The organism is Candidatus Accumulibacter propinquus (genome assembly GCF_056856495.1).
The window spans coordinates 990,817-1,004,863 of the sequence record NZ_JBSEHC010000003.1; the positions used below are offsets into that span (position 1 = coordinate 990,817).

The window sequence follows — 14,047 nt, forward strand, 5'->3', positions numbered from 1 at the left end:
CGACTGGAGACTCAGAAAGCGTTCTCATCAGCCCTGGGTACCCCGGCTGCATAGAAAACAACCAGCATTGTCTTGCTTCCCTGCAACGGATACTCAATCCTTGCGCCGTTGTGGATAAGGACCCTCCTCTTTGTCGGCTGGGGACTCCCCGGATCTGCGTCGATCGTCATCCCCTCGAGCCGCTTGCCCAGCTCAATGGCGACTCTGCTTCTTGCGCGGAATGAGAGCTCCCCAATGGATACCTGCTCGGGCTTGTACGGAATCAGCCACTCGAGCTTTGCAACCTTGTCCCGCAGGAGGGTCTTCCCATAGTCGTGGATCGCCTCCCTGGTGTTCGAGTCGTGCGTTTTCCGCGTGACCGTCGCGCGCTTCGGGAAACGGGGTTTTCTGATCAAGCCAAGCACATAGGCCGCGGTCAGCAGACTGGCCAGCACCTTCAGAATCAGGGGGCCGAATCGCCTCAGAAGGCCGGGGTCAGCGACCTGCAGGCTGATGGTGTCGGGAATCCTGTTGGTATCCAGTTCCCGCTTGCTGTCGATCTTGACATGAATGCGCCATTCGCCAACTGGGGTAAAGGCGGGCGATCCCAGGCGCAGCTTGGGTCGGATACGCCAGCCGTTGCCGATCCGCTCGACGTCGATCGGGCCGGCGTCGGAGACGAACGCCCCCTCCCAGGACTTGAACTCTTCGGCGCTGACTGGCTTGCCGTCCACCAGCGGGATGACGTCGAGCGGGGTGGCCTTGTCGAGCTCGGTGACGGGTGTCGTCCACGGCTCGGATATGTCGCGAGGCTTGCTGTCTGCCGGCCCGGTGGCCAGCGTGATCATGCGGGGAACGCACTCGACCCCGCGGATCTCGCCATTGCGCTGCAGGCGAAAGTAGCCTTTGACCTCGGTCCGGAACCGGAAGGCGATCGGTACATTCGGGGCTTGAAAGCGGTGGCTATATTCCGAGTTTGCCAGCTTTGGCGTCAGCTTGTCTTTGCCGAACTGCAGGCTGGCGTCGGCCTTGTCGATCTGCCCGAGCACTCCACTCACCGTGTTGGGAAGAACGTATTTGGCGACCAGGCGTCCGGACTCTCCCTTGCAGATTTTGAATACTCCCTTTTCGGGCTTGACCGGTTCACCACGCTGGTTGAATACCGAAAGGTCCAGGTCCACATCGACTTCCGGGAAGATCTGGACGCCCACGTTCCTGGAAAACTCGCGGTCGAACACCAGTCGGATGGGCGTTCCGGCAGGAATCAGCGATCCGTCTTTCGCACTGACGTGGGAGACACTGCCGAAGACGTTCGCTGCCGGTGCTTGCCCCATCGGAGTGTCGGTCTGGATCGGCGCGTCGATCGTTGCGACAGTGCCGCTGTTGGTGGTAGCCTGGACCAGAGTTCTCACCTGTTTCTGGTCGGGCGCTTGCTGAAAGACGACCAGTCGGCGAATGGGAAAGTCAGGCGTGAATGACAATTCCTTTTTCCCAGCATGATCGCTGGCCTTGCCGATGTCACCGGCCAGGGAGGTAATTGAAAAAGCGATCTCGGACATCGCTGGGATGATCTGGTCGGCTCCCTTGACCTCGATGATTTCGGCGCCGGCCAAGGATTTCCAGGGTTCGCTGACCAGGGCAAATTCTGCCACCTCCTTGTTGACATCGTCGTCCTTCCCGCCGATCCGGAGGAAAACCACTTTCAAGTCGGGCATGTCCGCCTTGACGGCGCGGACATGCTCATTCATATTCGGCGGCACGCTCTGGCGAGCAAACGCTCCGTCCGTGACGACGACCAACCAACGATCGGGATCACTGCTCTGCTTCAGGAATTCGACCGCCCGCGGCACGGCAGAGTAAGGTGTGCCTTGTCCGTTCTTCACCTGGCTCCGAGCGCGAATGGTCTTCACCTCGGATGCAGGTGAGTCCTTGCCCAGGTTGAGAGTTGTCGACTGGTTCAGATAGAAGACATTCAAGGTGTCTGCCTTGGGGAGCAGGGCGCGAATGGTTTGCAGCGAGTAGCTGGCGTAGCCCAAGCGCCCGTCGCGATTCAACATCGACCCGGAGTCGTCGAACACCAGCGCGATCACTTTGCCCAACGCGACGCTGGGCAAAGTGAGCGAAATCAGAAAAATCACCAGCCGGTAGAGGTGGCTCGGGAAGCGAGCATCATGGGACGGGTCAGCGACTTTCGGGTGTCTCATCGTTCGGCTCCGGTGGCGATCATTGACTTTCGTTTGTGCCGAAGAAGCGCCGGCGCGTGCTTGGGGCGCGGCATCGCACCGCGTCTCGGCTGGGCGAAAAGGCAGGCGAAGCCCCGCCAAGCCTGGCGGTGTTGTGGTTTGTCTGTGACAGGCCAGTGCGGCGGCCTGGAGCAGTCCGGAACCTGTCCGACGCGATGTGCGACGACTGAGGTCGCCCGGTGACACACCGCGTCATGCCAGCGGCCAAGGCCGAAGCGCGGCTGCCAAGGAGCCAGAAACTGCGTCGCCATGATCCCCCTCTCATTCTACGAAGCGACCCTCACATCGCAGCCCGTTCGAGCGCTTGCGCACCTGTGTTCTTGGTAGCGGCATCAAGCTGGGGAACATTAGACAAAGTCGCTTGCCCAAAGCCAGGCTGCGTCTGGGGCACTTGACACTGACCGTCGTCGACCGGCTTGTGCATCAAGCGCAGCTCACTCATCTCGTTGGCCGATCGCCACGCAAAAAAGGGCAGCCTTGAAGAACCCCTGGCCGCAACTGCAGTTTCCAGGATCAAGATCCCACCCCAGACGCCACTAATACGAGGTGCCAACTCTGCGCTTCGAAGAAGATCTCCCCTTGCGGGAACGGCCAGGGGCTGCTTAAGGAAACCAGTCGCACGTCTTTCCAGAAACCGATCTGGTCCATGAGACGGGTCTTGATGGCCGCGAGCGCTGGTTCGGTCGCAAACAAGGCTTCGACTTCGTCACGCGTGAGGCAGGGCATCCAGAGTGGTGCGAGGGCCTGTCGCGCTGCCCAGGTTCCGGTGAGAAAGCTGCTGCCGCCGAGCAGCTGTAGCAGCGTCTTGTGCAGGCTCCGGGCATCGGCATGGAGCTTGGCGTCCGGAAGCTCCAACTGAGCGACGCGCGCGCCGACCAACTGCCGAACTTCGTAAACACGGCCGGCCGCCGTACCGCCATATTGTTGAGCCAACGCTGGAGTGGGGCTCGCGCAAACGCACTGCCGTCGGCTTGGGAACCCTTCCGGCCGCGCCCACTCCCAGAGGTTATCGACCACGTAGGGAACGTTGCCCGGCGGCCGTGGCGTCGGCGGAATGCGTGTCCGGTACGGGTTGTTCAGACTCGCGTCGGGATTGTCCAGCCTGAACATCGGTTGCATGGGGTTCTGTGGATTCCCTGGAGTCATGGTTCCTGTATTCCTTGTGCTTTCATGGTGATCGCTGTATTGGCCGGGCAAGTGGCCGTCACGTGAGCTACCATCTTTCTTTCTGCGTCCCTCATGGCACCAAACAGGATGGATCGAGCACCCTCCTTGAAGACTCTTGTTCGGGATCGCTCAGTAAATCCTCGACCGACTTGCGGTTGTCAGGCAAACGCGCCTGCCTCCAAAGCCGGCGAGATCCCCCGGCGCGATCAAGAAGCCACCCTGTGCGGCACCAACGGAAGCGCAGCAGGCACCGCCCAATCTCCATTCCCTTAGATCATATCGGCAGCGATGGCTTGCACTTGAGGCGGGCGGGCGTCAAGACATCGCCGGCCACTTAAACGGCGCAACGCCGTCTCGTCAACCAGATTGATTCTGCGCGCTTCGACCCTGCGGCCGCGGCATGACGAGAGCGCTGTCGCGCTTGCGTGCGGCAAGCGCGGATATAACCGCCAAAAGCCTATTCTTCTTCGTATACTCATTCGCTGGAGGTCTCGTGCATTCATCGGTTACTTCCCTGCGTCGCCCCTGCCTCCCCTATAGATAGCGGCATGATCCGAAGAGACCTCAAGGTGCGGAGGTGTCCGTGCCAGATTTGCGCTCTCGAATGGCACGCGCCTTGTTCCGAAACTCCTTGGCTTCGGCGTCTAGCCCGGCCTCACCGAGTGTTGCTGCTACCGTCTCCATCCTCTCGGCATTCTTCTCAAGGCCCTTCAAGAGGCCATCACGAGCGGTTGTGACAAGTTCCGCCCTCAGCTTGTCACTAGTCGCTTGCGAGACGGTTCTCTTCACGTGCTGCCTGGCGGCTGCCAACTGTTTGATAAGCTGAGAATAACCAACGTAATTGGATGCCTGCTCTCGCGTCTTGCGAACGGTCTCGACCACCGATGCTGCATACTCCTCAGCGCCTTTGTTTTCGCCACGGCTGCACGCACTGGTGAGTGGCAACCAACAGCATCTGCCACTGCTCCGCCGTGGCCCTCTGCCAAAGCTGTTCGAGGAAGAACAGCGCCCCTTCGTCGCCCCCGTCGCGGGCGAACTGCGCGTCGGCGCAGAAGACCACCGCCGGTAGTCGGACGAGCTGGTCGGTCGGTCGCAGCAGCCCGGACAGTTCGTCCAGAGTGCGCTGGTAGATATCGTGCCTGCGTTGCTCGACCAGATCCGCGATGTTTTTCTGCCTGAACTGTTCATTCTGCTCAATCGCTGCAAGATGATCACGACCCGTCTTGAACACACCGATGCCGACCTCGATGAGGTTCTTTCCAAGCCCGACGCCGGGGACACTCTCCAGCAATGCCTCGCCAATCTTCAGCGCTGCGTCCTTGGCTGTGCCCTTGGCGCGGTGTTTGAGTGCCGTGACCCTTGCGGCGTGTTTGCGAGCAAAACGCGCACGTTCCAGGTGCGGGCCCAGGGTACGCCGGTGTCCCGCCATGTCGGAACGGATCGCGTTGCGGTCCTCCGGATCATTGAGTCGGAATCCCCACAGAGAAACGGCATCGGCCGTTCGTTGGTGGTGGAGGCAGCGAAGTGTGCCGTCGTCTGCGGGTCGTTGAAGTCCGGCGCAACACGCAGATTGTTGCCCTTGAAGAGTGACGCGTCGGGCCAGTAGTCATCCGGATCGCGTCCGCTCGACAGTTTGTGCGATACAGCTCCTGCACCAGGCGCGTCTTGCCCATGCCGCGCTCGGCACAGACCACAGCCAGGCGAGGGCCGGCACCGTTCGTGACAGCGTCGTAGGCGCCGATCAGTTGCTTCAGCTCGTCATCGCGGCCGCAAAAGACATCGCGCCAGTCTGGTGATGAACTCATGAGGAACCTCCTCTCGTTCTTGTTGCTTGATCGACCTGCCGACAGGTTTCTGCGGAATTGCCGAATTCCGAACAGTGCGCTCACCGACCTATCACACGCCAGGCGCAGGCGCCTGCGAGTCTGGCAGAGAGAGCATACGGGCGACCCCGCGGCTCAATTTTACGGCATCCCTCGGGAAAACTTGCGTGCTATTTGCCCGCCAGCCGAGCTACCCGAACATGCGCCAGTAACCATCCCCCGGCAGAGCCGGGGGCTTTCATTGTGTAAGCCGCTCAAAGCGGCTAAACAGGGTCGCTAACGCGACCCTGACTTTCTTGCGCCACCTAAAGGTGGCAAATCAACGCCATAGGCTCAGCTGATCCAGGCGCTTATCCTCGTGCTCTTGGTCCTGTATGTACCGCTGGATCACTGCTTCGTCTCGCCCTACGGTTGAGACGAAGTACCCGCGCGCCCAGAAGCTTTGGCCAACAAAGTTCCTTTTGTGCTCACCATACACACGGGCCAAGTGAATCGCACTCTTGCCCTTGATGTACCCAACCACCTGCGATACCGCGTACTTCGGAGGGATCGAGATCAGCATGTGAACGTGATCGGGCATCAGATGCCCTTCTTCGATCCGGCTCTCTTTCTGCTCAGCCAGCTTGCGGAACAACTCCCCAAGGTATCTTCGCAACTGCTCATAGAGTGTCTTGCGTCGACACTTCGGGATAAACACCACGTGATATTTGCACTCCCACTTCGAGTGACTTAGGCTATCAAACTCGTCCATCGGGATTCTCCACAGTCATGTGCTTGGCGGCTCACGACCTCAAGTTTCCCTGATGGACTCCCTGAAATGTCAAACTTCTACGGCCACCCCGGCAGAGCCGGGGGATTTCCCGGCTTGGTTAAAAAACTGTAGTAGCCAGCCACGGGGCAGGAGACTCGCTTCCCACCATAGACTGCGCGACAATGGCCGCCGCCGAGCCGCCTCAAGCGTGGCGTCGTTGCCGGGCGCACATGGCCAACAGGCCCCACCGAGGAGAAAACAATGGAATTGATCGAGCCAGCTAGCCACGTCCAGCTGAAACCCGGCGGTTTGCTGTTTTATTCGGACCCCTACCTCGTCGAGACTGACGTGTCCGAACTAGCGGTCGAATACCTCTGCGAGTTGGCGGTCCTGGATGAGGGAGTCACCTTGCGTGATGTCCTGCTGCTTCTGAAGAACAACACGCCTTTGTTGCAGGTCCTTCGCCGCTTTTGGGCAGTGGAGTTGGTCGAGGAAGCGTTTGCCGGGGAGTCAGGTTCCGACACGGGCGCCGACGAACCGGACGAGGTGGAATATCTGCTTCTGACCCGCCCTTGCGCAGTTGACCTGCGCACCGAGTCCTATGAAGTGATGACGCGCCTGGGGCTGGTGGGAATCGGGTTCCCGCAGCGCGACCCTGGTTCGAATGGCAGCAACGTCGGTGACCGGCAAGAGTGGAGCATGTGCGGCGCCAGTGTCCGGACATGTCTGCACTATCCACTCCGACTGGAGCGGACTTCGAAGGTATTTGTTCATGGCCGGGATCTGAAGGCGAAGGCTGGCCGGGCAATCGCCATGGAAGAGATCAATTTTGGGCCACCAACCCTGCTGCAGATTCTTCACAGCATTTGCTACGATCTGTCATTTTTTGGGCTTGGCGATCGCAAAAGCGAGGTAGTCGACTCTCTGAAAAACGCTGAGTTTTTTGAAATGTCGGCGGCGGAATTTGACAGCTTTGAGGACTCGAAAGTGCTCAAGAGCAGTGCCGCACCGGTAGTGGGTTCCGCAAGAAAGGCCAAGAAAGGGAAGCGCAAGTCCCGATGAACAAACGGCGAAAGTTCACCTGTTCGCCATCGTTGTATCGAGTCGCCAAAGTGTCGGCAACCCCGGTTGTGCATCTGCGCGACGGAGGTCGCCGTCAGGTGCTGCCATTTCTCTGGTGCCCGTCCATTGGCCGAAGTGGTCTGCTTGCGGATCAGATGCGTAGTGGGAGCGCTACGCCATCACGCTCACCCACTTCACTGTCAAGCGTGACTACACTTGCCCAGGTGGCGCTCAATGTTGGCGTGCTTTCAATGTACAAGTGGGTGGCGGAACGGAGCGCCTGGTCAATCCAGTTCGCGAACGGCAGGAAGAGATGGTCTTCCCAAAGACGGTCCAGGGTGGTAAACAGCGCGGTTTCGGCGTGATCCTCACAGCACAGTTGACAGCGATAGCCGCCGTCGACCGCTTCGCCTACGGCATCCAGGCTGAGCAGCATGTCCCAGCACTGGCCTTGCCACTCGACTACCACGCTGAGGCTGTCATTGCCGACGAACACGGAGAGGTGATCAGTGATGCCGACCAGTCGATAGGTCGCGTGGTCGCCGGTACGTTCAAGCTGCCGAAGGGGAAACGGCAGTCGATCCGAATGGGCTGCCACCCAGGCATCGAACTGGCACACCAGCGAGTGCGCTGCGCCTCCCGCGTTCGCGGATCGCTCCACCAGACCAAACGTCGCTCGGTCAGACAATGAGTCACCTCTCCTTCAGCTCGCGCAGATGCCGACGACTGACCAGCACCCGCCTGCCGCTGCGGGTGGCGATCTCCGCGGTGCTATTTTCGAGCAATTAGATCTCGGCGATCTGTTCGAGGTTGACCAGGAACTGAAGGTGGCAGCGGATTATCGACGTGCACTCAGTCTCAATTTGGTGGTGCCCTGCCGCTGGTTGCCGACGATCTGCACGCCGCCGATGTCGGAGTGGACGAATTCCACTTCGTCGAGCGCCAGCAGGAAGATGCGGTTGCGGCCGAAACAGGGAATCTGGCGCAGCCTTCTGTCAATCCCGGCAATGCCCTTAGGGGACTGGCGTACTCCCGAGTGCAACCAGTCGAGCGTCTGGGTCGCGGCGAATGACACTCCGCCAACTCGTTCAATGTATGTTACAGGAAGTCAAGCGCTATGAGCAGTCATCCTTGGTACCTATCAGTTTCAGTGTTGTCTCCTGCCACATTGATTACACGCATGCTGAGGATGTGACTTCCCACGGAAATTTACATCGCCTATAATTTCCATAGAAAGGAGAGCGAGATGCCAAGCACTACCGTTCAAGCAGCGAACATCCCCCAGCCCGCCGCGGTCCTCACCAAGGCAGTGACCCGTGCGGCTGATCACCTGGATATCCAGCGGTCCGTACTCGCCAAGGTCCTGGGTGTCAGTGCCGCAACGGTCACCCGACTGTACTCCGGCGCTTATCACCTGGACCAGAAGCGCAAGGAATGGGAGTTGGCCTTGTTGTTCGTCCGCGCGTTCCGTTCGCTGGACTCCATCGTCGGTGAGCAAGGAACCGCACGCAAATGGCTCGCCAGTAACAACCAAGGGCTCAACGGTCGCCCGGTCGATCTCATCAGCACCACCGAAGGACTCGTTCGTGTCGTCCACTACCTGGACGCCTCTCGCGGTCTCGTCTGAGGCCCGGGACTGGCGCGGCCTGATCTGGCGCGTCGTCGAAGCCCAACATGTGGCATCGACGATGAAGATCGTCGATGACGCCGCAGAACAGGAAGTCCTGGAGTCGCTCCTCGAAGCCAGTAAACCGGCATTGCCCGACGCTACGGACGGGCTCGACTACCTATTAGCCACGCCGTTTCGATACCCTCCCACCGCTCACGGCTCTCGCTTCCGATCCGTTTCTGACCCGGGCGTGTTCTACGGCGCGGCAACGGTTCGTACGGCTTGCGCCGAGCTGGGCTACTGGCGCTGGCGGTTCCTGAAAGATGCAGAAGGCCTCGACCGGATCGGCCCGGTTGCACACACCGCCTTCCGTTCCGAGGTGCGTACGACTGCGGTTGACCTCCGCAAGGCGCCCTTCAGCACCGATACCGTGTCCTGGACGCACCCCACTGACTATACCGCGACGCAGTCCTTCGCTCGCACCGCCAGGGATGCCGGTGTGGGTGCCATCGTCTATGGGTCCGTGCGCGACCCTCAGACGAGCTGGTGTCTGGCGGTGCTCACCCCCAACGCTTTCTCGAGCAGGAGGCCTCTGCCCACCCAACAGAACTGGTGGCTCGCCGTTCATCCGCGCGGAGTGATCTGGCGGCGCGATCACGAAGTGATCGCATTGGCGATGCCTTGCCCTGCGGCGAAGAAGTAGCTCGTAGCGAACGCCCCGAGATTTTTCGCAGCACCCAAATAAAGGCACCCGCGAGCGTAGCCGGCGGGAGTATTGTTTGGATCATGCCGCCAAGGAGAGATGTGTCTTCGCTACCGCGACTCTCCCAACCATCGCCGTGACTGTAGCGAAAAACGGTCCGAGGTGCGACACCCTCTCGGCGCCCCGGATTTGGCGACGCTCCGCAGATTTTCGCCGCAGCACACAGACATCCCCAACATCTGGCAATATTTTTTCAGGGTACGGTGGCCATCGCCTGGTTGAGCCGATCGGTGACGGTCTCACTGGTCCGCTGCCAGCGTCGTTGCGCCGTCCTGGTACCGCTGGGGCTGTCCCGGCCACTTCCCTTCGCACGATTCGCATGGGCCAATCGGAAAGTCATTGATGACCAGCGCCCGGCAGTCCTTACGGTTCCAAGGTGTGCCAAGTAAAATTGGCCCCCATGAATCTGCCGCCCACCATATCTCCGGAGCACTGTGACCGCTACTGGGACGACGCTGACTGGATTCCGCCTTGGTACATCCTTGACCTGTGGTGTCAGAACAATGAGCGGTGCCGGCAGGCCAAACAGCAAGCGCTGCTCTCGGCCTGTGAGCGTGGCGTGGTGGACTATCGCCGCAGTGATTGCAAGACCTTCGATGATCCGGTGCATGAGCTCGCGGCGCGCGGCCTCTTGATGATCGGCCGAGGACGGCTGACGCTGAACATCCTCTTGTCGTTTGCGCAGTTTGAACGGGAGCTGGGCGGGGAGCGTGTGCGGGACAAGATCGCCGCCAGTCGGGCGAAGGGGATCTGGATGGGCGGCATGCCGCCGCTGGGCTACGATGTGGTCGAGCGCAAACTGGTGCCGAACGTCACCGAGGCGGCGCTGGTCAGGCGAATCTTCGCGCGGTACCTCGCGCTCGGGTCGGTAACCACCCTGTGTCGCGAACTGCGCGCCGAAGGCGTCACGACGAAGTCCTGGACGACGCTCAAGGACAAGTCCCGCGCCGGGAAGCTGATCGACAAGGGCTATCTGTACAAGCTCTTCCAGAATCCGGTCTTCATCGGGATCGCCGCGTACAAGGGCCAGCACTTCACCGGCGAGCATGAGGCGATTCTGGATCGGGCGGTGTGGGAGCAGGTGCAGGCGATGTTGGGGCGTGGGGAGCCGGAAGAACGGGCTCGGCAGAATCGGCCATCCCGAGCACCTGCACTATTGAAGGGACTGATCTTCGCCGATGATGGTTGGGCGATGACGCCGGGCGCGACGCACAAGGGTGACAAGGTGTATCGCTACTACGTGAATACGGCGTCGATGAAGATCGGCAGGGAGGCGTGCTCGGTGGCGCGCGTGCCGGCCGGCGAGATCGAGGCGGCGGTGATCGCGCAGGTGAGGAAAGTGCTGCTGGCGCCCGAAGTGATGTCGCAGGCCATTCGCGAGGTGGTGGCGCTCGATCCGGTGGCGGATGCGCAGGAGGTCATCACGACGATGCAGTCGATCGAGCCGGTGTGGGATGAACTCTTCCCCGCCGAGCAGGCGCGGATCATTCAGTTGCTGGTGGAACGGGTGACGGTCAGCCCCACGGGCCTTCGCATCGACATGAAGACGGCGGGCATGAAGGAACTGATCCAGTCGGTGATGCCCCCGAGAAAGGCCGCGTGATGGACAGCAATGTGATTTCTGTTGATCTGCCAATGACCTTCAAGCTGCGGGGTGGGCGCAAGGTGATCCTATTGCCGGATGGCACGCAGGGCAACCCGGCGCCGATGGCCACGATCGACAACACGATGATCAAGGCGATCGCCAGGGCGTTTCGGTGGCAGAAGCTGCTGGAGAATGGGACTTATGGATGCCTGGAGGATATCGCGAGGGCGGAGAAGATCGGTGGGTCGTTTGTCAGTCGTGTGGTGCGGTTGGCGTTGCTGGCGCCGGATATCGTGGAGGCGATCCTTGCCGGAAAGCAGCCTGCGAGCCTGACGTTGAAGGATCTGATGCTGCCGTTTCCGGTGGAGTGGGAACTCCAGAGAACACACCTGTACCGCCTGCCCCCCTCAACCCAGAGCACATTGAAACCTCGCACGGCTGGAGCCTGACCAGCGCCGAAGCTTACCTGAGCGTTAGCCGAAAACCATCGTGCGGGCAGATCTCTTCTGACGTGTCTTCAAGGATCATGGTACCCAACATCAGGCGAACTTTCACGAGCATGAATGCCGACAGCGCGGCACTGTTCTCCAGGACCAACTCTTCGTCCCCATCGCCCCAGCGCACGCGCCGGAACAGGGTAAAGGCATCATCGTCGCTCATGCCCAGGACTTCCACCAGGGACCGCGTCCGGGCTTCGGCTTTCAGCAGGAAATGCAGACTCATCGCAGGGGCTCACGGGGGGTATGTCGTGTGCACCAGTGTATCCGTGGCCGGGCTCACAGGATGCGCTTGACGGAAAAAAGCGTCGGCGCCGGGACGGCCCCCAGGAGGTTGGGGTGGCTGCTCCATAATGCCGCATTAATAACTCATTCTTCATCATACTCTCCGTCATCTCCTGATGCACTCGGAGGAAGCAAGGCGGCCGCCTCTCCTACTGGAAGCTCTTGCACTTCCCTAAGTTTCCTGCCAATAGCTCTTGATCTCACCTTTGCTCTCTCGATTGTGTCGGATGCTTGATTCAGCTTCTTCTGGACAGCATCGAGAACTTCACTATATTTTGTCCACTCAGTTTTAACTGCAGCCAAGAGATTCCAGACTTCACTGGAGCGCTTCTGGATAGCAAGTGTCCGAAAGCCCATTTGTAGGCTGCTCAAAATTGACCACAGAGTAGTTGGGCCTGCAATAATTACACGACATTCCCTTTGTATAAATTCAGTCAGCCCTGTCCTGCGTATCACCTCTGCGAAGAGACCTTCGATAGGCAAGAAAAGGATAGCAAAGTCTGTAGTCTTGGGTGGGTTCAGGTACTTCGAGCAGATGTCCTTTGCACAAGCCTTAACACGAGCCTCTAACTGTTTCCCTGCAGCGTCCACTCCGTCGACGTCGCCTCTCTCTTGCGCATCCATCAGACGTTGGTAGTCTTCGACAGGGAACTTGGCATCTATTGGAAGCCAGATGATTTCATCTTTGTCCGTTCCTTGTCCTGGCAACTTTATTGCAAACTCGACACGCTCGCCACCGTCTTTTGTTGCCACATTTGTAGCGAACTGATCGGGATTGAGTACCTGCTCCAACAACGCACCAAGTTGTATCTCACCCCACGTTCCGCGAGTCTTGACGTTGGTAAGTACCTTTTTAAGATCGCCCACCCCTGTAGCTAACGACTGCATTTCACCAAGCCCCTTGTGTACGAGCTCCAAACGTTCGCTGACTTGCTTGAAGGACTCTCCTAAACGCTTCTCTAACGTTCCTTGCAATTTTTCGTCTACGGTTTGCCGCATTTGGTCAAGCTGTTTGGCATTATCGGTCTGTATGCTCTGGAGCTTAGTTTCTACAGTGACCCTAACCGCCTCAAGTTTTTTCTCGTTCGAACCTGAAAGCTTCTCAATTTCGTGTGACATTGCTTGAAGTTGTATCTTCTGGAGATTGGCCAACTCGCTCATTGTTTTGGTTGTGGCTTCCGTAATACCTTTCAGAGCTGCTATAACCTCCTCCCTTAACTGCTTGGCTCCTGTAGCGGACTCCACCCTGATACCATCGAGTTTATCGCTGCTGGTCTTAGTTAATGAGGCGATTTGCCCGGAAAATGACTCAAGTTGAGCTTTCTCGGCAATACTTAAGTCTACCATCGTCTTTGCCATCGTCTCAGAGATACTCTTGAGTGTCTTCACGACTTCCTCACGAAGGAGCTTCGCTCCTGATGCAGATTCGGCACGTACACCGTCGAGTCTTTCTCCGCTGGCTTTAGCAAAGGATCCAAGCTGGCCTGAGAAAGAATCGAGTTGCCCCTTCTGAACATTGGCCACTTCACCCATGTTTTTTGTAATGGACTCGGAAAGTGCTTTCAGTGTACCTACTACTTCTTCTCTAAGTTGCTTCGCTCCAGAAGCTAACTCGGCCCGGACTCCATCGAGTCTTTCTCCGCTGGCTTTGGCAAACGAGCCAAGTTGACCTGAGAAAGAATCGAGTTGTTTTCTCTGGACATTTGCCAATTCGCTCATAGTTCCGGTGATAGTCTCCGACAAAGCTTTTTGCGTACCCACCACTTCTTCGCGTAGCTGTTTAGCTCCCGTAGCAGATTCGGCTCGAACAGCCTCAAATCTTTCACCACTTGCTTTGGCAAAAGAATCAAGTTGGCCAGTGAAGGCCACAAGTTGTCCCTTCTGCACATTGGCAATGTCCATCATCCTATGCACCACGGAATCACCGAATGTTTTGAAAGCTTCGGTAAGTTCCTGGCGTTGCTCTCGATCCGATTTATTCAATTCGTCCCGGCTTTGAGCCACCTCCTCTCTAACCGCACGCTCGGTACGCTCCTGTGCCTTTTCAAATGCATCAAGACGGGGTGCAAGCACTGAGGCATCGGCCTGCGATGCTCTTTTCAATAGAACAGTTAAGAGGGCCAGAGTAGAAAGAAGCAGGATAATAGTAACGATTAGCAGAATATCGGTCACTGAAAACCTTTCTTATACTTGTTATAGAAAATTTGTAACCTTACGATGCTGAAAAGAGGTAGCAATTCGATCAGGCAGCAGATTCAGTCGAGATAATTAATATTTAAAAGC

At 58.5% G+C, this 14,047-nt stretch carries 14 protein-coding genes and 1 pseudogene; 5 read left to right on the forward strand and 10 right to left on the reverse strand.

Features of this window, described 5'->3' with window-relative positions; translation table 11 throughout:
• Positions 1 to 11: 11 nt before the first annotated feature.
• The 6 genes from AC15MQ_RS10505 to tnpA form a co-directional block, all read right to left on the reverse strand.
• Positions 12 to 2,183 carry a vWA domain-containing protein gene (locus AC15MQ_RS10505; protein ID WP_483080080.1) on the reverse strand — a complete coding sequence of 724 codons (2,172 nt, stop codon included), beginning with the start codon at positions 2,181 to 2,183 and terminating at the stop codon, positions 12 to 14.
• A 552-nt stretch (positions 2,184 to 2,735) separates the two neighbouring features.
• Positions 2,736 to 3,368, reverse strand: a complete 633-nt coding sequence (locus tag AC15MQ_RS10510; protein WP_483080081.1) for a hypothetical protein — start codon at positions 3,366 to 3,368, stop codon at positions 2,736 to 2,738.
• Between the two features lie 585 nt (positions 3,369 to 3,953).
• Positions 3,954 to 4,271: a hypothetical protein gene (locus AC15MQ_RS10515; RefSeq protein WP_483080082.1), complete on the reverse strand. Its 318-nt coding sequence runs from the start codon at positions 4,269 to 4,271 to the stop codon at positions 3,954 to 3,956.
• A gap of 16 nt (positions 4,272 to 4,287) precedes the next feature.
• Positions 4,288 to 4,818, reverse strand: a complete 531-nt coding sequence (locus AC15MQ_RS10520) for a hypothetical protein (RefSeq protein ID WP_483080083.1) — start codon at positions 4,816 to 4,818, stop codon at positions 4,288 to 4,290.
• A 31-nt stretch (positions 4,819 to 4,849) separates the two neighbouring features.
• Positions 4,850 to 5,194, reverse strand: coding sequence for an AAA family ATPase (locus AC15MQ_RS10525; RefSeq protein WP_483080638.1), 345 nt, complete (start codon positions 5,192 to 5,194; stop codon positions 4,850 to 4,852).
• Positions 5,195 to 5,531: 337 nt separating this feature from the next.
• The gene (gene tnpA, locus AC15MQ_RS10530) at positions 5,532 to 5,963 is read right to left on the reverse strand and encodes an IS200/IS605 family transposase (protein ID WP_483080084.1); all 432 of its coding nucleotides are present in this window, start codon (positions 5,961 to 5,963) and stop codon (positions 5,532 to 5,534) included.
• A gap of 261 nt (positions 5,964 to 6,224) precedes the next feature.
• On the opposite strand from tnpA, the gene AC15MQ_RS10535 reads away from it, so the two are divergent.
• Complete coding sequence (locus tag AC15MQ_RS10535; RefSeq protein ID WP_483080085.1) at positions 6,225 to 7,025, forward strand: hypothetical protein; 801 nt, start codon at positions 6,225 to 6,227, stop codon at positions 7,023 to 7,025.
• A 151-nt stretch (positions 7,026 to 7,176) separates the two neighbouring features.
• Here the strand turns inward: AC15MQ_RS10535 and AC15MQ_RS10540 are convergent, their stop codons facing one another.
• The gene (locus AC15MQ_RS10540) at positions 7,177 to 7,713 is read right to left on the reverse strand and encodes a hypothetical protein (RefSeq protein ID WP_483080086.1); all 537 of its coding nucleotides are present in this window, start codon (positions 7,711 to 7,713) and stop codon (positions 7,177 to 7,179) included.
• Positions 7,714 to 7,863: 150 nt separating this feature from the next.
• A complete protein-coding gene (locus tag AC15MQ_RS10545; protein ID WP_483080087.1) occupies positions 7,864 to 8,100 on the reverse strand; it encodes a hypothetical protein in 237 nt (78 codons plus the stop codon).
• Between the two features lie 171 nt (positions 8,101 to 8,271).
• On the opposite strand from AC15MQ_RS10545, the gene AC15MQ_RS10550 reads away from it, so the two are divergent.
• The 4 genes from AC15MQ_RS10550 to AC15MQ_RS10565 all read left to right on the forward strand — a co-directional run bounded on the left by AC15MQ_RS10550 (position 8,272) and on the right by AC15MQ_RS10565 (position 11,431).
• The gene (locus tag AC15MQ_RS10550; RefSeq protein ID WP_483080088.1) at positions 8,272 to 8,652 is read left to right on the forward strand and encodes an antitoxin Xre-like helix-turn-helix domain-containing protein; all 381 of its coding nucleotides are present in this window, start codon (positions 8,272 to 8,274) and stop codon (positions 8,650 to 8,652) included.
• Positions 8,653 to 8,713: 61 nt separating this feature from the next.
• Entirely contained in the window at positions 8,714 to 9,337 is a 624-nt protein-coding gene (locus AC15MQ_RS10555; RefSeq protein ID WP_483080089.1) for an RES family NAD+ phosphorylase, read from the forward strand.
• Between the two features lie 460 nt (positions 9,338 to 9,797).
• Entirely contained in the window at positions 9,798 to 11,000 is a 1,203-nt protein-coding gene (locus AC15MQ_RS10560; protein WP_483080090.1) for a recombinase family protein, read from the forward strand.
• Positions 11,000 to 11,431: a hypothetical protein gene (locus tag AC15MQ_RS10565; protein ID WP_483080091.1), complete on the forward strand. Its 432-nt coding sequence runs from the start codon at positions 11,000 to 11,002 to the stop codon at positions 11,429 to 11,431. Before AC15MQ_RS10560 ends, AC15MQ_RS10565 begins: the two co-directional genes overlap by 1 nt.
• Positions 11,432 to 11,582: 151 nt before the next feature.
• Here AC15MQ_RS10565 and AC15MQ_RS10570 read toward each other — a convergent pair.
• Both AC15MQ_RS10570 and AC15MQ_RS10575 read right to left on the reverse strand, forming a co-directional pair.
• Positions 11,583 to 11,705: pseudogene (locus tag AC15MQ_RS10570) on the reverse strand (IS1595 family transposase); the annotation flags it as partial.
• 143 nt (positions 11,706 to 11,848) lie between these two features.
• Entirely contained in the window at positions 11,849 to 13,123 is a 1,275-nt protein-coding gene (locus AC15MQ_RS10575) for a DNA recombination protein RmuC (RefSeq protein WP_483080639.1), read from the reverse strand.
• Positions 13,124 to 14,047 lie beyond the last annotated feature (924 nt).

Coding starts and splice junctions, on each gene's coding strand:
- AC15MQ_RS10575 (WP_483080639.1), bottom strand. CDS start 13,123: ATGGCAAAGACGATGGTAGACTTAAGTATTGCCGAGAAAGCTCAACTT.
- AC15MQ_RS10535 (WP_483080085.1), top strand. CDS start 6,225: ATGGAATTGATCGAGCCAGCTAGCCACGTCCAGCTGAAACCCGGCGGT.
- AC15MQ_RS10565 (WP_483080091.1), top strand. CDS start 11,000: ATGGACAGCAATGTGATTTCTGTTGATCTGCCAATGACCTTCAAGCTG.
- AC15MQ_RS10510 (WP_483080081.1), bottom strand. CDS start 3,368: ATGACTCCAGGGAATCCACAGAACCCCATGCAACCGATGTTCAGGCTG.
- AC15MQ_RS10525 (WP_483080638.1), bottom strand. CDS start 5,194: ATGAGTTCATCACCAGACTGGCGCGATGTCTTTTGCGGCCGCGATGAC.
- AC15MQ_RS10555 (WP_483080089.1), top strand. CDS start 8,714: ATGAAGATCGTCGATGACGCCGCAGAACAGGAAGTCCTGGAGTCGCTC.
- AC15MQ_RS10560 (WP_483080090.1), top strand. CDS start 9,798: ATGAATCTGCCGCCCACCATATCTCCGGAGCACTGTGACCGCTACTGG.
- AC15MQ_RS10505 (WP_483080080.1), bottom strand. CDS start 2,183: ATGAGACACCCGAAAGTCGCTGACCCGTCCCATGATGCTCGCTTCCCG.
- tnpA (WP_483080084.1), bottom strand. CDS start 5,963: ATGGACGAGTTTGATAGCCTAAGTCACTCGAAGTGGGAGTGCAAATAT.
- AC15MQ_RS10520 (WP_483080083.1), bottom strand. CDS start 4,818: ATGGCGGGACACCGGCGTACCCTGGGCCCGCACCTGGAACGTGCGCGT.
- AC15MQ_RS10550 (WP_483080088.1), top strand. CDS start 8,272: ATGCCAAGCACTACCGTTCAAGCAGCGAACATCCCCCAGCCCGCCGCG.